The organism is Mycobacterium sp. PSTR-4-N (genome assembly GCF_022348085.1).
Classification (GTDB): domain Bacteria; phylum Actinomycetota; class Actinomycetes; order Mycobacteriales; family Mycobacteriaceae; genus Mycobacterium.
In genome coordinates this window covers 511,646-528,495 of the sequence record NZ_JAKRFN010000001.1, presented here as the reverse complement: position 1 = coordinate 528,495, position 16,850 = coordinate 511,646, and the positions used below count along the sequence as shown (strand labels likewise).

The 16,850-nt window shown below is 70.0% G+C and carries 16 protein-coding genes; 9 read left to right on the top strand and 7 right to left on the bottom strand.

All coding sequences use genetic code 11. The features are described 5' to 3' along the window. Positions 1-155: 155 nt before the first annotated feature. On the bottom strand, positions 156-1,406 hold the full coding sequence (locus MHN84_RS02515; RefSeq protein WP_241203045.1) for a primosomal protein: 1,251 nt from the start codon (positions 1,404-1,406) through the stop codon (positions 156-158). Between the two features lie 131 nt (positions 1,407-1,537). Here MHN84_RS02515 and MHN84_RS02510 point away from each other — a divergent pair, with 131 nt between their 5' ends. Next, entirely contained in the window at positions 1,538-2,413 is an 876-nt protein-coding gene (locus MHN84_RS02510; protein ID WP_241203044.1) for an LLM class F420-dependent oxidoreductase, read from the top strand. Positions 2,414-2,419: 6 nt separating this feature from the next. Here MHN84_RS02510 and MHN84_RS02505 read toward each other — a convergent pair whose 3' ends face one another. Both MHN84_RS02505 and MHN84_RS02500 read right to left on the bottom strand, forming a co-directional pair. After that, positions 2,420-3,499: a C40 family peptidase gene (locus MHN84_RS02505; protein ID WP_241203043.1), complete on the bottom strand. Its 1,080-nt coding sequence runs from the start codon at positions 3,497-3,499 to the stop codon at positions 2,420-2,422. After that, the gene (locus MHN84_RS02500; protein ID WP_241203042.1) at positions 3,496-3,798 is read right to left on the bottom strand and encodes a type VII secretion target; all 303 of its coding nucleotides are present in this window, start codon (positions 3,796-3,798) and stop codon (positions 3,496-3,498) included. Before MHN84_RS02500 ends, MHN84_RS02505 begins: the two co-directional genes overlap by 4 nt. A 64-nt stretch (positions 3,799-3,862) precedes the next feature. On the opposite strand from MHN84_RS02500, the gene upp reads away from it, so the two are divergent. Beyond that, a complete protein-coding gene (gene upp / locus MHN84_RS02495) occupies positions 3,863-4,486 on the top strand; it encodes a uracil phosphoribosyltransferase (RefSeq protein ID WP_241203041.1) in 624 nt (207 codons plus the stop codon). On the opposite strand, the gene MHN84_RS02490 is transcribed toward upp, so the two are convergent. Together MHN84_RS02490 and MHN84_RS02485 are read right to left on the bottom strand one after the other, a co-directional pair. Next, entirely contained in the window at positions 4,468-6,084 is a 1,617-nt protein-coding gene (locus MHN84_RS02490; RefSeq protein WP_241203040.1) for a phospho-sugar mutase, read from the bottom strand. The genes upp and MHN84_RS02490 overlap by 19 nt on opposite strands. After that, on the bottom strand, positions 6,085-6,528 hold the full coding sequence (locus MHN84_RS02485; RefSeq protein WP_241203039.1) for a MarR family winged helix-turn-helix transcriptional regulator: 444 nt from the start codon (positions 6,526-6,528) through the stop codon (positions 6,085-6,087). It abuts the gene before it with no gap. A gap of 89 nt (positions 6,529-6,617) precedes the next feature. On the opposite strand from MHN84_RS02485, the gene MHN84_RS02480 reads away from it, so the two are divergent. Next, positions 6,618-7,745 (top strand): AbrB family transcriptional regulator, encoded by a 1,128-nt coding sequence (locus tag MHN84_RS02480; protein ID WP_241203038.1) that lies wholly within the window; start codon positions 6,618-6,620, stop codon positions 7,743-7,745. Here MHN84_RS02480 and MHN84_RS02475 read toward each other — a convergent pair. Next, complete coding sequence (locus MHN84_RS02475; protein WP_374238296.1) at positions 7,691-8,485, bottom strand: purine-nucleoside phosphorylase; 795 nt, start codon at positions 8,483-8,485, stop codon at positions 7,691-7,693. The two genes, MHN84_RS02480 and MHN84_RS02475, sit on opposite strands and share 55 nt — an antisense overlap. A 47-nt stretch (positions 8,486-8,532) precedes the next feature. On the opposite strand from MHN84_RS02475, the gene MHN84_RS02470 reads away from it, so the two are divergent. The 3 genes from MHN84_RS02470 to MHN84_RS02460 all read left to right on the top strand — a co-directional run bounded on the left by MHN84_RS02470 (position 8,533) and on the right by MHN84_RS02460 (position 11,917). Further along, positions 8,533-9,711 carry a M20 family metallopeptidase gene (locus MHN84_RS02470; protein ID WP_241203037.1) on the top strand — a complete coding sequence of 393 codons (1,179 nt, stop codon included), beginning with the start codon at positions 8,533-8,535 and terminating at the stop codon, positions 9,709-9,711. Beyond that, positions 9,708-10,871, top strand: coding sequence for an amidohydrolase (locus MHN84_RS02465; RefSeq protein WP_241203036.1), 1,164 nt, complete (start codon positions 9,708-9,710; stop codon positions 10,869-10,871). Before MHN84_RS02470 ends, MHN84_RS02465 begins: the two co-directional genes overlap by 4 nt. Positions 10,872-11,029: 158 nt before the next feature. Beyond that, positions 11,030-11,917, top strand: a complete 888-nt coding sequence (locus tag MHN84_RS02460) for a type IV toxin-antitoxin system AbiEi family antitoxin domain-containing protein (protein WP_241203035.1) — start codon at positions 11,030-11,032, stop codon at positions 11,915-11,917. Between the two features lie 71 nt (positions 11,918-11,988). On the opposite strand, the gene MHN84_RS02455 is transcribed toward MHN84_RS02460, so the two are convergent. After that, a complete protein-coding gene (locus tag MHN84_RS02455) occupies positions 11,989-12,468 on the bottom strand; it encodes a gamma-glutamylcyclotransferase (RefSeq protein WP_241203034.1) in 480 nt (159 codons plus the stop codon). Between the two features lie 41 nt (positions 12,469-12,509). Here MHN84_RS02455 and MHN84_RS02450 point away from each other — a divergent pair, with 41 nt between their 5' ends. Genes MHN84_RS02450 through MHN84_RS02440 form a run of 3 tightly spaced genes read left to right on the top strand, consistent with a single transcriptional unit; the run spans position 12,510 to position 16,570 of the window. Then, on the top strand, positions 12,510-13,925 hold the full coding sequence (locus tag MHN84_RS02450) for an NAD(P)H-quinone dehydrogenase (RefSeq protein ID WP_241203033.1): 1,416 nt from the start codon (positions 12,510-12,512) through the stop codon (positions 13,923-13,925). Positions 13,926-13,973: 48 nt separating this feature from the next. Continuing rightward, positions 13,974-15,698, top strand: coding sequence for a glycerol-3-phosphate dehydrogenase (gene glpD, locus MHN84_RS02445; protein WP_241203032.1), 1,725 nt, complete (start codon positions 13,974-13,976; stop codon positions 15,696-15,698). Continuing rightward, a complete protein-coding gene (locus MHN84_RS02440; protein WP_241203031.1) occupies positions 15,695-16,570 on the top strand; it encodes a pseudouridine synthase in 876 nt (291 codons plus the stop codon). The genes glpD and MHN84_RS02440 overlap by 4 nt, the downstream gene beginning before the upstream one ends. Positions 16,571-16,850 lie beyond the last annotated feature (280 nt).

Below are 16,850 nucleotides of genomic sequence, written 5' to 3'. Positions count from 1 at the left end.
TGGGGGCACCTCCCGCTTGCGGGGGAGCGTCTGCACAGCGGCACGCCGCGCAGGGCGAGCATTCGCGCGCGCTCGTCACGCCCGAGCGAGCGCACAGGCACGCCACACGCCGCGCGGGCGCGTACAAACACGCTCGCTCGCCAGAGAACCGGTCATCACTCCGAACGCAGGCGTGACTCCACGAAGCGCTCCAACGACTCCCACTGCGTGACGGCCTCGGCGTACGGCGCGCTCGGGCGTGACACCGAACCGGGCTCCAGCGAGTAGGCGATCAGCCGGCCCAGCGCGGTGTTCTTCTCGAGTTTGGCCGCAACGCTGGTGTCGTCGGCGTAGTCGGCGATGTCGCGCAGCAGCTCGACCGCGAGTTCGAGCTGGTCGTGATCGAGCGCGTCGGGGCCCTCGGCGAGGTCGTCGACGATCCCCGACAGCACGTAGATGTTGTCGTCGGTGACGTCCACCCGCAGCGACCCGTCGGTGGCAGCGGTGCGGATGTCGTCGTAGGTCGCCAGATCCGACAGGTCGTGATCGTGTTCGTCGGCCAGATAACGCGCCAGTGCCCGTTCCGAGCCGAACACGCTGATGCGGCCGTTGCGACCCAGGAAGATCGGACGATCGTCGAAGTAGCAGCGCAGGGTGAAGAAGGTGCCGCTGCTGGTCATGATCCGGACGGGGTCGATGCCGACGCGCGCCCAGAAATCCTCGTCGCTGCCCAGCACCTTGTCTTCGGCTGCCGCCGCCAGGTCGTCGGCTTCTTCCGGGGTGTCGACGATGTCGTCGATGACGACCTCGTCCTCCTCCGGCTCGGGGGCGGGCGCATCGAGCTCTGCCTGGGCCTTCTCGACCGCGGCGCTGTCGACGTCGGGCTTGGTGATGATCTCGTCGATCGACTCGATGACCGCATCCCACCCGCGGTTGATGATCTTCTCGATCTCGGCCCAGCGCTTGCGTCCGGCCCGGCCCGCGTACGCCTCGACGCCTCCGCCGACGGTGCCCAGGATCGGGTTGCCGTTGAAGAACTTCGTCACCGCGGGGAGTTCGCACACCGACCCGATGGACGACACCACCGACAGCGCGCGGTGCAGGGTGCGCACGCTGTCCTCGGTCGGCTTGTTGGACAGGATCTCCTCGAACCCGGCGAGGTCGTAGGAGTGCTCCTCGTCGGGCACCAATCGGTGCGCGTTCGCCGTGGTCAGCTTCTCCCACGCCGGGTGATCGTTCAGGTCGTTGTCGGTGTTGGTCCGCACGAACGCGGCCAGGTCGGCCACGGAATCGAGCACGTAGAGGTCCTCGTCCTTGCCGAGGAACGCCTCCCACTCGTCCCCGTCGGCGCGCCACCGCGGTGCCCATAGCGTGTACACGTCGCCCTTGGTCAAGCTCAGCCCGATCGGCACGATGTCTGCAGCCATGCGGCACAGCCTAACGACACGCCCGTCAGCGGTACCTGTGGTCCATCGGGACGGCCGTCCGCTGCGGGTCGTTAGCGGATCGCAACGCGATCGTCGCTCAGTGCAGTGGGCGGCGCTGCCACGATGGCCAGGTGGTCAGCCTCGGGTTGCATGGTCTGGGCATCGGCGCGGGAGCGTCCCGGCCTGTGATCGACGCCGTGGCCGCCGCCGCCGAACGGTCCGGCTTCGCCACCCTGTGGATCGGCGAGCACGTCGTCATGGTCGACGAGCCGTCGTCGCGGTATCCCTACAGTCCCGATGGCAGGATCGCGGTTCCCGCGGACGCCGATTGGCTCGATCCGTTGATCGCGCTGAGCTTCGCCGCGGCCGCCACCAACCGGATCGGGTTGGCGACCGGGGTGTTGCTGCTGCCGGAACACAACCCCGTCGTCACGGCGAAGAGTGCGGCGTCGCTGGATCGTCTGTGTGGTGGTCGACGGTTGTCTCTGGGGGTCGGGGTCGGGTGGTCACGCGACGAGTTCGACGCGCTGGGGGTGCCGTTCGAGCGCCGCGGTCGGCGCACCGAGGAGTACGTGGCCGCGATGCGCACGCTGTGGCGTGACGACGTGGCCACCTTCACCGGTGAGTTCGTCTCGTTCGACGGTGTGCGCGTCAATCCGAAGCCGGAGCGGCGCATGATCCCGGTGATCTTCGGCGGGAACTCCGACACCGCTCTGCACCGTGTCGCCGCGTGGGGAGACGGCTGGTACGGGTTCGGTCTGGCCGACGTGGAGGAGGTCGCTGAGCGGGTCTCGGTGCTGCGCCGGATGTGCCGCCGGCTCGGCCGCGACTTCGGTGACGTGAAGCTGTCCGTCTCGCTGCGGGAGTCGGGGCCGGCGGATCTGGCCGCGTTGGCCGATATCGGCGTCGACGAACTCGTCGTGGTGGCGGCCCCGCCCGCCGATCCGATCGTCGCGGAGGGCTGGGTCGACGAGTTGGCTCGCCAGTACGTGGGCGCCGTGCAGTAGGCCCGCCTACGCGGTCGGTCGCCAGAAGCCCTGAAAACCCTGGCCGGCGTTCGTCGTCCTGATCGGGGACAGTTTCACGGGATCGCCGGCCTCGATCATGGTCCCGTCCCCGACGATCATCGCGACGTGGCCGTCCCACACCGCCAGGTCTCCGGGCAGCAGGGCGCCCGGCGCCACCGCCCGGCCGACGTCCTGCTCCTGAGCCAGGCGCGGAAGCTCCAGCCCGGCTTGGTGATAGGCCCATTGGGTCAGGCCGCTGCAGTCGAGGCCTCGGCCCGGCGTGGTGCCACCCCACTGGTACGGGACGCCGAGTTGGGTCAGCGCGTGGCGGACCGCGCTGGCGGCGACGGCGTTGGGCGCCATCACCACCGTGCCGTCGGGCAGGCGTACCGCCACGCCCTCCCCGAACGTCGCGGCGTCGGGGGTGTCGATCGGCGCCTCGGGCGCCATGGCGGAGGTGAAAGCGGCCGGTTGCGCGCTGGGGCCGCCCATCCCCGAAACACCCCCGTCCGGTAGCGCGCCGCCCAGTCCAGCGGGACCGGCGCCCGACCAGCCGGTCGGCGGCGTGGGGGCGGCGGATGCAGGCCTGCTCTCGACAGCCGCTGCATGCCGGTCGAGTTCGGCGAGCAGTTCCTCGACCACGTCGATCGCGCGGCCCAGCGCGTCGCGTGCCTCGGTGAGCAGCTGCTTGGCCACTCCGGGTTCGGAGAGTCGAGGCTCGAGTGCAGCCGCCTTCGCCTCGAACTCCTCGACGATGTCCTGCAGTCGCCGGTGAGCCGCCGCCACGGCGCCGGCCGCGGCGTGCGCGACAGAGCCCAACCGCCCCGCCCGCTCTGCGGCACCGTCGATCGCCGCTGTCGTCGTCGCTGCGAACTCCGCCGCCGCATCCGCGCCCGACCCCGACCAGTCCGCATCAGCCTCGCGCCACGCCTGCGACGCGGCGTCGGCCACGTCGGTCAACGTGTCGCGGACCCCGGTCAGCACCGCGGCGGGATCGCCGGTCGGATCGCCCGACCAGCCCGGACCCACCAGCGCCTGCACTCGGCGCAGCGGGGCCGCGAGCGCGCTGACCAGGGCGCTGGTCACCAGAGGGCGATCCGGGTCGCGGCGTCGGCGTCGGCGGCGCGGTAGGCGAGCGCCGAGGTGTCGGCGACGGTGCGGGCGCCCGCAAGTGACGCGCCGAGTGCGGTGAGTGCGGTGGCGTCGTCCCCGGTGGCGCGGGTCAGTGCGGCGAGGAACCGCGCCCCGACCGGGCCGTAGGCGGTGCCGCCCGCCGCACCGGTGAGCTGCGCGGCGGCGGTGTGCAGCGCGGCGGCGTGGGCATCGGCTGTGCGGCCGTAGGCGAGGACGGCGTCGGTGTCGACGGACAGGGCATCGACGGGCATACGGGCGAACACAGACAGTTAGACGCCGGGAAACGTCATCCGGTTCCCATTAAGGTCCAATCCCATGGATGTGCGCGTTGTCGACCACCCGCTGGCCGCGGCGCGGCTGACCACCCTGCGCGACGAGCGCACCGACAACGCGGCGTTCCGCGCCGCGCTGCGGGACCTGACGTTGATGCTCGTCTACGAGGCGACCCGCGAATCGCCCATCGAGACCATCCCGGTGCGCACCCCGATGGCCGAGACGGCGGGTGCGCGGCTGGCGAATCCCCCGCTGCTGGTTCCGGTGCTGCGCGCCGGCCTGGGCATGGTCGACCAGGCGCATGCCCTGATCCCGGAGGCTCAGGTCGGCTTCGTCGGGGTGGCCCGCGATGAGGAGACCCACCAGCCCACGCCGTATCTGGAGTCGCTGCCCGCCGATCTGAGCTCGCGCCCGGTCATCGTGCTCGATCCGATGCTCGCGACCGGCGGCTCGATGGTGCACACACTCGAGCTGCTGTTCGCCAGGGATGCCGTCGACGTGACAGCGCTGTGTGTGGTGTGTGCACCGGAAGGTGTTGCAGCACTGGAGAAAGCGGCTCCGCAGGTGAAGTTGTTCACCGCCAGCATCGACGCGGGCCTCAACGACGTCGCCTACATCGTGCCGGGCCTGGGCGATGCCGGTGATCGTCAGTTCGGTCCGCGCTGAGTCAGGTCGCGGACCTGCTCGGCCAGGGTGGTGAGCACCTGCGCGGCGCGCGGCCGGGCCGCCGCCACCTCGCCGTCGCACCGAACTTCGAGGTAGCACTTGAGTTTCGGTTCGGTGCCCGAGGGGCGCACGACGACGCGGACCGACGTCGACGCGTGGCCGCCCGTGCACACCAGGGCGTCGGTGCGCGGCGACAGATCGATGGTGTCGACGGGGTAGGAGGCCAACTGTCGCGGCGGGTGAGAGCGAAGGTCATCCATCAGTTCGGTTGCGGCAGAAGCTGATTCGACGCGGCGCGTGATCGCCGTGGTCAGGTGCACGCCGTGGCGGCGCGCCAGCTCGTCGAGGGCGCCGGTCACCGACGTCCCGCGCGCGCGTAGCGAGGCCACCAGGTCGCAGGCCAGCACCGCGGCGCTGATGCCGTCCTTGTCGCGGACCGCCGTCGGATCGACGCAGTGTCCGATCGCCTCCTCGTAGGCGTACAGCAGCGTCTCATCGAGCCCCTCGTCGGCGCGGGCCAGCCACTTGAAGCCGGTCAGCGTCTCGACGTGGTGCGCGCCGTATCCGGCGGCGATGCGTGCCAGCATCCGGGACGACACCACCGTGCTGGCCACGACCGCACGCGGGGCGTCGCTGAATGAGAGCAGGTAATCGCCCAGCAGCCAACCGGTTTCGTCGCCGGAGAGCATGCGCCACCCGTCCTGCGTGGGCACGCCGATCGCGCACCGATCGGCGTCGGGGTCCAGCGCCACGGCGATGTCCGCCTCCACGTCGGCGGCCAACGCCAGCAGTGCGTCGGTGGCCCCGGGCTCCTCGGGGTTGGGGAAGGCGACCGTAGGGAAGTCCGGGTCGGGCGCGAACTGGGACTCGACGACGTGCACGTCGGCGACGCCGGCCAGTGCCAGGGCGTCGAGTGCGAAGTCGCCGCCGACTCCGTGCATCGGGGTGAGCGCGACGCGAACGGACCCGCCGCCGCGCCGGACGCTGGACGCGCGTTCCAGATACCGCGTCAGGACTTCGGCTCCCGACGGAGAGACCGGGCGGCGGGGGATCTCGTCGGCCGGTGGCGCGAGCGCGATGGCCGCCTCGATCTCGGCGTCGACGGGGGAGACGATCTGGAGTCCGCCGGCGAAGTAGACCTTGTAGCCGTTGTCGGATGCGGGATTGTGGGATGCCGTGATCTGCACCCCGGCCGCCGCTCCGGTGTGCCGGACCGTGAACGCCACCACGGGTGTCGGCACCGCAGAGAACATCAGCGTCACAGAGAAACCCTGTGCGGCAAGCACTTCCGCAGCGCCGCGCGCGAAGCCCGCGGAGTGGTGCCGGGCGTCGTAGCCGACGATCACCTGCTCGCCGCCCCGTCCGTGGCGCGTCAGGACGGTGCCCAGGGCCCACGTCGCGCGCAGCACCACTGCCAGGTTCATCCCGTTGGGCCCGGCGCGCATCGGTCCGCGCAGCCCCGCGGTGCCGAACGTCAGTGATCCCGCGAAACGGTCGGCCAGTTCGTCGGCACCGCAGGCGGCCAGCTCCGCGGCGGCGTGAGGGTCGGGATCGTGGGCCAGCCACTCCCGTACGGCGGCGTTCAGATCGGACGTCACTTACGTCAGTGTGCCCGCCTCCGGGTCGGCGAGTTTGCGCAGGATCGGCGCGACGAGCATGAGCAGGTCGAACTCGAGGGTGGAGAGCCGTTCACGCATCGTCGTGTGCAACCACGCGTCGCGCTCGGCGCGATCGGCGTCCAGTATCACGGTCCCTTCGGGAGTGATCTCGACGAGCTGGCGGCGCCGGTCGGCGGCGTCGGGCCGGCGCCCGATCAGGCCGCGTGCTTCGAGTTCGTTCAGCGAGTCGGTGAGTGACTGCACCCGCACGCCCAGCCGCACACCCAGTTCCGCGGGCGCCGTCACTCCGGCGCGGCTGATCTCACCGAGCAGCTGCATCTGGCTCAACGTCAGGCCGTTGTCCGGCCGGTGCCGGCGCAGCTGTCGTGTCACCGCCATCATCGATTCCCGCAGCTCGGTGGCTGCCGACGCCTCGATACCCATTACCAAGTTATACCTTGGCAAAACCTCGAAATCATTCGGAAGTAGCTGCGTTGCGATCAAGAATTAGTAAGCGCATACTTGTCATCACGATGGCGTGGTGGAAACAGATACTCAGGTGGGCGGTGCTGTTGGCCGCGACGGTGGCGGTCACCGTTCCGCTGACCCTGGTCGGTGTGCCGTCGGCGGCGCTGTTCGCCGCGCTGGTCGTCGGCATCGTGCTCGCGCTCGCGTCAGCCGGCCCCGCCGGGGTGCCGCGAAAGCTCGGCGTCGCGGCCCAAGGGGTGCTCGGCGTCTACATCGGCACGATGGTGCAGCAAGACTCCCTCGGCAGCCTCGGTGCGCACTGGCCCGTCGTCGTCGGTGTCGCGGTGGGCACGCTGCTGCTCAGCGTCATCGCCGGGGCGCTGCTCGGACTGCGCCGGGATGTGTCCCCGCTGACCGGCTCGCTGGCGCTCGTCGCCGGCGGCGCATCCGGCCTCGTTGCGATCGCCCGTGAACTCGGCGGTGACGACCGCGTGGTCGCCGTCGTGCAATACCTGCGCGTCGGGCTGGTCACCGCGTCGATGCCCGTCGTGGTCACGCTGGTCTATCACGCCGACAAGTCCCGCGCCGACGCGGACGCCGGGGCCGCCGCGGGTCAGGCCCCCTGGTACCTGAGTCTCGCGATACTCGTCGTGCTGGTGGTCGCCGGGGCGACCGCGGGGCGACTCATCCGGCTGCCCGGCGCCGGCCTGCTCGGCCCGCTGGCGCTGACGGTCGCGCTGGAGGTCAGCGGATTCTCGTTCGGCCTGTCGGTGCCGACGTTGCTGGTCCAGGCCGGGTACATGCTGATCGGCTGGCAGGCCGGCCTGGCGTTCACTCGGTCGTCCCTGCGCGCGGTCGGGCGACTGCTTCCGGCGGCCATCGCGTTGATCGTCGCGATCGGTGTGACCACGGCCGGTTTCGGCGTGCTGCTGTCCCATCTCACCGGGCTCACGCCGCTGGAGGGCTATCTCGCGACGAGCCCTGGCGGGGTGTACGCGGTGCTGGCGACGGCCGTCGAGACCGGGTCGAACGTGACGTTCGTGATCGCGGCGCAGGTGGTGCGGATCCTGCTGATGCTGTTCGCGGCCCCGCTGATGGCTCGCGGTGTGGTGTGGGCGAGCCGGCGCCTCGGCCGGGATCAGAGTCGGGCGATCACCGCCGAGAGCAGGGAACCCATCCGCGTGGCCGACTGACGGCCGGCCTCGAGCACCTCGTCGTGACTCAGCGGCTGCCCCGTCATCCCGGCGGCGAGGTTCGTCACCAACGACACTCCCAGCACCGCGGCGCCGGCAGCCCGAGCGGCGATGGTCTCGTGCACGGTCGACATCCCGACCAGGTCGGCGCCCAGCGTGCGCAGCATCCGGATCTCGGCGGGCGTCTCGTAGTGCGGCCCCGGCAGGCCGGCGTAGACGCCCTCGGCGAGAGATGCGTCGATCTCGCGCGCCAGCGCCCGCAGGCGCGGTGAGTACGCGTCGACGAGGTCGACGAACTGCGCCCCCACCAGCGGCGATCGTGCGGTCAGGTTGAGGTGGTCGCTGATCAGCACCGGCTGACCCACGCTGAACTCGGGACGCAGCCCGCCGGCAGCGTTGGTCAGGATCACCGTGCCGGCGCCCGCGGCGCACGCGGTGCGCACCGGGTGGACGACGTGCCTCAGATCGTGGCCCTCGTAGGCGTGGATGCGGCCGAGCAGCACCAGGACTCGCTGCGTGCCGATCCGGAGCGAGATCGCCTGCCCTGCGTGGCCCTGCGCGGTGGGCGGGCTGAACCCGGGGAGATCGGCCATCGGAACGACGGCGGTGGGTTCGCCGAGTTGCTCGGCGGCCGGCGCCCATCCCGAGCCGAGCACGACGGCCACGTCGTGGCGTTCGATTCCGGTGCGCTGCGCGAGGGACCGGGCAGCGTCCTGTGCGACTGCCCCGGCGTCTTCCACGACCGGCAGCTTAGTGCCGGTGCGGCGGCAGTGAGATACTTGCCCGCATGCCCACCGCCGCCGCCACGTCTGTCGCCGACGTGATCACCAGCCGCCGGCGCGACCTGGTGGAGCTCTCACATCAGATCCACGCCGAACCGGAACTGGCGTTTGCCGAGCACCGCAGCTGCGCCAAGGCCCAGGCCCTGGTCGTCGAGCGCGGGTTCGAGCTGACGCCGGGGGTGGCCGGCCTCGACACCGCGTTCCGGGCGGTCTACGGCAGCGGAGACCTCGTGGTCGGGATCTGTGCCGAATACGACGCGCTACCCGGCATCGGGCACGCCTGCGGGCACAACATCATCGCTGCGTCGGCGGTCGGTACGGCGCTGGCGCTGGCCGAGGTGGCCGACGATCTCGGCGTGACCGTGGTGCTGCTGGGCACTCCCGCCGAGGAATCCGGCGGAGGTAAAGCGCTGATGCTGGACGCGGGCGCGTTCGACGACATCGCGGCCACGGTCATGCTGCATCCCGGCCCGCTCGACATCGCCGCCGCGCGCTCGTTGGCGCTGTCGGAGGTCGTCGTGCGCTACACCGGCCGGGAGTCCCACGCTGCCGTCGCGCCCCATCTCGGCGTCAACGCCGCCGACGCGGTGACGGTCGCGCAGGTCGCGATCGGATTGTTGCGTCAGCAGCTGGCGCCGGGGCAGATGTGTCACGGCATCGTCACCGACGGCGGTCAGGCGGCAAACGTCATTCCGGCCCACGCCGAGATGGCCTACACGATGCGCGCGACGAACTCGGAGTCGTTGCGCGCGTTGGAAACTCGTATGGCGGGTTGTTTCGCTGCCGGTGCGCTGGCCACCGGATGCGAGCATGAGGTACACGAGCCGGCACCCGGCTACGCGGAGCTGATACCGGATCGCTGGCTGTCGTCGGTGATCCGTGCCGAGATGCTGCGGTTGGGTCGCACCCCGGTTCCCGAGGAGGTCGAGGCGTCAGTGCCGTTGGGTAGTACGGACATGGGCAACGTCACGCAGGTGATGCCCGGAATCCACCCGATCGTCGGGATCGACGCCGGTGGCGCGTCGATCCACCAGCCCGAATTCGCTGCCGCGGCGGTGGGTGAGAGCGCGGACACCGCCGTCGTCGAGGGTGCGATCATGTTGGCGCGCACGGTCGTCGCGCTCGCCAGTGACGACGACGAGCGTGACCGCGTCATCGATCTGCAGCGCAGGCGCGCCGCATGAGCGTGTTGGCGCACGCGGCGGCGCGTTTCCTGTCGGCCCGTTACGACGATCTCGTCGCCTGGCGGCGGCATCTGCACATGCATCCGGAGTTGGGTCGCCAGGAGTTCGCGACCACGCAGTTCGTCGCGTCGATCCTGGCCGATGCCGGGCTCAATCCCAAGGTGCTGCCCGGCGGCACGGGGTTGACGTGTGACTTCGGTCCTGACGACGGGCCGCGCGTGGCATTGCGCGCCGATATGGATGCGCTACCGATGACCGAGCGCACCGATGCGCCGTACGCGTCGACGGTGCCCGGTGTCACGCATGCGTGCGGTCACGATGCGCACACGGTGGTGCTTCTGGGTGCGGCGCTCGCCATGGCTTCGGCGCCGGAGCTGCCTGTCGGTGTGCGGTTGATCTTCCAGGCAGCCGAGGAGCTGATGCCCGGCGGCGCGATCGACGCCATCGCCGCGGGCGCACTGACCGGTGTGTCGAGAATCTATGCGCTGCACTGTGATCCGCACTTGGAGGTCGGCAAGGTCGCGGTGAAGCCAGGCCCCATCACCTCAGCTGCCGATCAGCTCGAGGTGGTGCTGCACTCGCCCGGTGGGCACACGTCGCGCCCGCATCTGACGGGCGATCTGGTCTACGGCATCGGCACGCTGATCACCGGTCTGCCCGGGGTGCTGTCGCGGCGCATCGACCCGCGCAACAGCACGGTGATGGTGTGGGGGGCGGTCAATGCAGGTGTCGCCGCCAATGCGATTCCGCAGACCGGCACGCTGGCCGGCACCATCCGCACCGCCAGCCGCGAGACCTGGGTGGGCATGGAAGTCATTGTCACCGAGACCATTTCGGCTCTGCTGGCGCCGTTGGGCATCGAGCATGTGGTGAACTACCGCCGCGGCGTGCCGCCCGTGGTCAACGAAGAGGTCTCCACGCGCATCCTCGCCCACGCGATCGAGGCGATCGGCCCCGATGTGCTGGCCGATACCCGGCAATCCGGTGGCGGAGAGGACTTCTCCTGGTATCTGGAGGAGGTGCCGGGCGCGATGGCGCGGCTCGGCGTGTGGAGCGGTCAGGGCCCACAGCTGGATCTGCACCAGCCGACGTTCGACCTCGACGAGCGTGCGCTCGGTGTCGGGGTGCGACTGCTCACCAACATCGTCGCCCACTCCTAGGTCCGTTTCGGCGAGCGCGCGCGTTTGTACGTCGACACGCCGCCGTTATTGGCATTCAGCGCGCGCTCGCGCCCCGCGAGCTGTGCATAACTGCCCATCCATCCCCAGACGGCAGCCAACCCCTGGACCGGCGCTGAGGCCGCACCCAGCATGGCTGCATGGACGAACACCTCATCGCACTGTTCGAAGCCCAGGGCGGCGTCGCCACCAGCGCACAGATCCTGCGCTACCTCACCCGCCGCCGCTTCAAGAAGGCCGTCAACACCGGTGTCCTCGAGCGTCTTTGGCAGGGCATCTACTGTCTCGGCGAGCCGACCGACGAGCTCCGACTGCGCGGCCTCGACCTGATCTGCGGCCGGCCCGTGGCCGTCTGCCTCGCCACCGCGGCAGCGATGTTCGGCTTCGACACCGAACAGCCGACCGACCTCCATGTGCTCGACTCACCGCCCTGCGGGTTGCGAGACACCGACGGGTTGGTCGTGCATCGGCGCGACGGCGCCCCGTTGGTGCGGGTCGACGATCGGCGTGTGACGTCGCCGGCGTGGACGGCCATCGAGGTCGCGCGCAGTCTGCGACGCCCGCGGGCGCTGGCCACGCTCGACGCCGCGCTGCGCAGCGGCACGTGCACTCGCGCCGATCTCTGGCGTGCGGCGATCGAGCAGAAGGGCCGCCGCGGCATCGTGGCGGTACGCGATCTGCTGGCCATCGCTGACCCGCGGGCCGAGTCGCCGATGGAGAGTGAGGCCCGGCTGGCGATGCTCGACGGTGGCTTACCCGGGCCGGAGCTGCAGTACGAGATCCTCGACGGCAACGGAGATCTGCGTCGGCTGGATTTCGCCTGGCCCGACCGACACGTGGCTGCGGAGTACGACGGTATTGCGTGGCACTCGGGACCGGAGGCGATGATCGAGGACAGGAGGCGCTTCAATGCACTGGCGGACGTCGATTGGACCGTGGTGCCGATCGTGTTCGACGACGTCCGCTACCGGGCGTGGGAGATGGTGGCGCGCATCGACCGGCAGTTGACGCGTGCTCGGGCGGCGTGAGCGCGCGCAGAGTGCCACCCAACGCGGCGTGTCGATGTGCAGACGCGCGCGCTCGCCGAACCGAAAAGGCCCTACCCGCCCGGGCCGGGGCCGATGTTGCTCGACGGGCGGGTCCGCAGATCGTAGACGTATTCTGCTGGCGCGCCGGCGATTTCGGCGGCCTCGGCCATCACCCCGAGATAGCGTGCCGACGGGATGCCGCCCTCCCAGGCGTCCACCACATACAGCCACGCCAGCGCCGGGTCGTTGGAGGTGTCCGACGACGTGCGCTCCACCCGGCAACGGATCTTCTTGTGGATGCCCAGCTCGGAACCCTCCCAGCGGTCGAGGTTCTCCTCGTCCTCCTTGGTCACGTCGTAGAGCACGACGAACACCTTCGAGTCGGGGTCCTCGACGATCGTCGCCAGGGCGCCCTCCCAGCCGATGTCCTCCCCGCCGAAGGTGAGTCGCCACCCGTGCAGCCAGCCGGTCCCCGCCATCGGCGAATGAGGAGCCCGCTGCAGCATCTGCTCGGGATGCATGTTCGACCCATAGGCGGCGTAGAGCGGCACGCGAGAAGCTTAAACGTATCTGTGTGCAATAGGTTGGTGGCGTGGTAACGCGGATCGTGATCATCGGCGGAGGACCGGCGGGCTACGAGGCGGCACTGGTCGCGGCGAGCCGGGGGCGCGATGTCGCACAGGTGACGGTGGTCGACTCCGACGGCATCGGCGGCGGGTGCGTGCTCTATGACTGCGTGCCGTCCAAGACGCTGATCGCCTCGACGGGCGTGCGCACCGAGCTGCGCCGCGCGCAGGGGCTGGGCTTCGACATCAGCATCGAGGACGCGACGATCTCGCTGCACGGCATCAACAACCGGGTCAAGACGCTGGCCGCCTCACAGTCGGCCGACATCGGGAGCCAGCTGCTCAACCAGGGTGTGACGATCATCGGTGGCCGCGGTGAGCTGGTCGACGACATCGCCGGCATGGCCCATCACCGCGTCAAGGTCACCACGCCCGACGGCAAGGTCGGCGTGCTCAAGGCCGACATCGTGTTGATCGCCACCGGGGCCAGCCCCCGTGTGCTGCCCAACGCGGTGCCCGACGGCGACCGGATCCTGACCTGGCGCCAGGTCTATGACCTCGAGGCGCTGCCCGAGCACCTGATCATCGTCGGCTCCGGGGTGACCGGGGCCGAGTTCTGCAACGCCTACACCGAGCTCGGCGTCACCGTCACCGTCGTCGCGAGCCGCGACCAGATCCTGCCGCACGAGGACTCCGACGCGGCGGCGGTGCTCGAGCAGGTGTTCAACGAGCGCGGGGTGACGCTGGTCAAGAACGCCCGCGCCGATTCGGTGACCCGCACAGACAAAGGGGTGCGGGTCGCGATCGCCGACGGACGCGTCGTCGAGGGCAGCCATGCGCTGATGACGGTCGGTTCGGTGCCCAACACCGCAGGTCTGGGCCTGGAACGCATCGGTGTCGAGCTGAAGCCGGGCGGCTACATCCCCGTCGACCGCGTCTCGCGCACACCCGCGCCGGGTGTCTACGCGGCGGGTGACTGCACGGGCTTGCTGCCGCTAGCCTCGGTCGCGGCGATGCAGGGCCGGATCGCGATGTACCACGCGCTGGGCGAAGGCGTGTCCCCGATCCGGTTGCGCACGGTCGCCTCGGCGACGTTCACCCGGCCCGAGATCGCCGCGGTCGGCATCCCGCAGTCCGCGATCGATGACGGCAGCGTGCCGGCCCGCACCTTGACGCTTCCGCTGAGCACCAACGCCCGCGCGAAGATGTCCCTGCTGCGGCACGGTTTCGTCAAGATCTTCTGCCGGCCGGCCACCGGGGTCGTGATCGGGGGCGTGGTCGTCGCGCCGATCGCCTCGGAGCTGATCCTGCCGATCGCGCTCGCGGTGCAGAACCGGATCTCGGTGACAGATCTGGCGCAGACGCTGTCGGTCTACCCCTCGCTGTCGGGTTCGATCGTGGAGGCGGCGCGACGGTTGATGGCACACGACGATCTGGACTGATGCCACGTACCCTGGACTCCGTACTGACCGGTAACAAGGAAGGTGCACGTGAGCACCCAGGTGGACGATCTCGGCCCTGATCAGCGTGCCCAGGCGTGGCAGCAGCTCGGCAGTGAGCAGTTCGACGTCGTGGTGATCGGCGGGGGAGTCGTGGGCGCCGGCGCTGCGCTCGACGCGGCGACCCGTGGTCTGAAGGTGGCGCTCGTCGAGGCCCGTGATTTCGCGTCGGGCACTTCGAGTCGCAGCAGCAAGATGTTCCACGGCGGGCTGCGCTACCTCGAGCAGCTGGAGTTCGGGCTGGTGCGCGAGGCGCTGCACGAGCGCGAGCTGTCGCTGACGACGCTGGCGCCGCATCTGGTCAAGCCGCTGCCATTTCTGTTCCCGCTGACCAACCGCTGGTGGGAGCGGCCCTACATCGCGGCGGGCATCTTCCTCTACGACAGCCTGGGCGGCGCCAAATCCGTTCCTGCGCAGAAGCATCTGACGCGCGCCGGGGCGCTGCGGCTGTCGCCGGGACTCAAGCGCAGCGCGCTGATCGGCGGAATCCGCTACTACGACACCGTCGTCGACGACGCCCGGCACACCATGATGGTCGCGCGCACCGCCGCGCACTACGGGGCGGTGGTGCGGACGTCGACGCAGGTGGTCGCGTTGCGCCGGGAGGGCGACCGGGTCACCGGGGTGCGGGTGCGGGACTCCGAGGACGGCTCGGTCACCGACGTCCGCGCGCACGTCGTGGTCAACGCCACCGGGGTGTGGACCGACGAGATCCAGGCACTGTCGAAGCAGCGCGGCCGGTTCCGGGTGCGTGCCTCGAAGGGGGTGCACATCGTCGTCCCGCGTGACCGCATCGTCAGTGAGGTCGCGATCATCCTGCGCACCGAGAAGTCGGTGCTGTTCGTGATCCCGTGGGGCACCCATTGGATCATCGGCACCACCGACACCGACTGGAATCTCGACCTGGCCCATCCGGCGGCCACCAAGGCCGACATCGACTACATCCTCGGCACCGTCAACACCGTGCTGGCCACGCCGCTGACCCATGACGACATCGACGGCGTCTACGCCGGATTGCGGCCACTGCTGGCCGGGGAGAGCGAGGAGACCTCGAAGCTGTCGCGGGAGCACGCGGTCGCGGTCCCGTCGCCCGGCCTGGTGGCGATCGCCGGCGGCAAGTACACCACCTACCGGGTGATGGCCGAGGACGCGATCGACGCGGCTGCGGAGTTCGTGCCCACCCGGGTGGCGAAGTCCATCACGGAGAAGGTGCCGTTGATGGGTGCCGACGGTTACTTCGCGCTGGTGAATCAAACGCAAAGTGTCGGAAAGCGTTACGGGCTGCATCCGTACCGCGTCCGGCATCTGCTCGACCGGTACGGCTCACTGATCGACGAGGTGCTGTCGATGGCCGACGAGCGGCCCGAGTTGCTCGAGCCGATCACCGATGCGCCGGTGTACCTCAAGGTCGAGGCCGCCTACGCCGCTGCTGCCGAAGGGGCATTGCATCTGGAGGACATCCTCGCCCGGCGCATGCGGATCTCGATCGAGTATCCGCATCGCGGGGTGGACTGCGCTCGCGAGGTCGCCGACATCGTTGCGCCCGTGCTGAATTGGTCCCCGGAGGATGTGGATCGCGAAGTCGAGACCTACCGCGCCCGGGTCGATGCCGAGGTGCGCTCGCAGACCCAGCCCGACGACGAGTCGGCAGACGCGTTGCGGGTCGCGGCACCCGAGGCGCGCGCGGAGATCCTCGAACCGGTCCCGCTCACGTGAGACGCCCCGCGCCGCTCCCGGTGCGTGACGGGCTGGGGCCGGCGCGGGTGCGGCTGCGCGGTGGTGCGGTGCTCGTCGAGCTGGCCGATCGGTTCGGCGAGGATGCGGCGGCGAAAGTGCTTGCGGGAGAGGTGGTGTGCGCGGACGGGGCGGTCGTGACGACGTCGACGGTGCTGCCGCCGGGCGCGTACGTGTACCTGTATCGGGACCTGCCCGACGAGGTGCCGGTTCCGTTCGAGATCCCCATTCTGTATCGCGACGACAACATCGTCGTCGCCGACAAGCCGCATTTCCTGGCGACGATGCCGCGGGGAGGCCACGTCGCGCAGACGGCCCTGGTACGGCTGCGCCGGGAGTTGCAGCTGCCGGAGCTGAGTCCGGCGCACCGACTGGACCGGCTGACCGCGGGTGTACTGGTGTTCACCGTTCGCCGCGAGGTCCGCGGTGCCTATCAGACGCTGTTCGCCCGGGGCGAGGTCGACAAGGTGTATCTGGCGCACGCCCCGGACGTGGACATCGCTTTGCCGGTCACGGTGCGCAGCCGCATCGTCAAGCGGCGCGGCTGCCTGCAGGCGGCGGAGGAGCCGGGTGAACCGAACGCCGAGACGCGGGTCGAGCGGGAGGGGGCCGAGCAGCACGGAGCGCGGTACCGGCTGTCTCCTCGCACCGGCCGTACGCACCAGTTGCGGGTGCACATGGCGTCACTGGGCGTGCCGATCACCGGTGATCCGTTGTACCCGGAGGTCGTCGACGTGGCGCCGGATGACTTCTCGACGCCGTTGCAACTGCTCGCGCACAGCGTGGCGTTCGACGATCCGGTCACGGGGCGGCGTCACGTGTTCACGAGCGCCCGCACTCTGCGCGACCTTTAGTGTGCGTCCAGATCGCAACTCCCCTCGAACTGCGATCCGCGGTTGCGATCTGAACACACACCATGCGCCGCGAGTGCGCACCCCGGAAATGTACGACATCGTCAACGAGTTCGCTGACCGAATACTTGAAATCTACAAAATTCCTTCGACGTGGCGTTCTTCTCCGAAGGAGAGGCAACATCGAATTTGCTCGGCACCCTCGATCAGTCGCTACGACGAGCCGGTCGGGCGGTACCGCCGGGTCGGCGCCCGTGCGCTGTGGCGATGGCGCGCGCCGATA

Excerpts from the sequence above, each read along its gene's own strand:
- MHN84_RS02470 (WP_241203037.1), top strand. The coding sequence starts at position 8,533 with ATGCCCACCGCCGCCGCCACGTCTGTCGCCGACGTGATCACCAGCCGC.
- MHN84_RS02460 (WP_241203035.1), top strand. The coding sequence starts at position 11,030 with ATGGACGAACACCTCATCGCACTGTTCGAAGCCCAGGGCGGCGTCGCC.
- MHN84_RS02480 (WP_241203038.1), top strand. The coding sequence starts at position 6,618 with ATGGCGTGGTGGAAACAGATACTCAGGTGGGCGGTGCTGTTGGCCGCG.
- MHN84_RS02515 (WP_241203045.1), bottom strand. The coding sequence starts at position 1,406 with ATGGCTGCAGACATCGTGCCGATCGGGCTGAGCTTGACCAAGGGCGAC.
- upp (WP_241203041.1), top strand. The coding sequence starts at position 3,863 with ATGGATGTGCGCGTTGTCGACCACCCGCTGGCCGCGGCGCGGCTGACC.
- MHN84_RS02465 (WP_241203036.1), top strand. The coding sequence starts at position 9,708 with ATGAGCGTGTTGGCGCACGCGGCGGCGCGTTTCCTGTCGGCCCGTTAC.
- MHN84_RS02485 (WP_241203039.1), bottom strand. The coding sequence starts at position 6,528 with ATGGGTATCGAGGCGTCGGCAGCCACCGAGCTGCGGGAATCGATGATG.
- MHN84_RS02500 (WP_241203042.1), bottom strand. The coding sequence starts at position 3,798 with ATGCCCGTCGATGCCCTGTCCGTCGACACCGACGCCGTCCTCGCCTAC.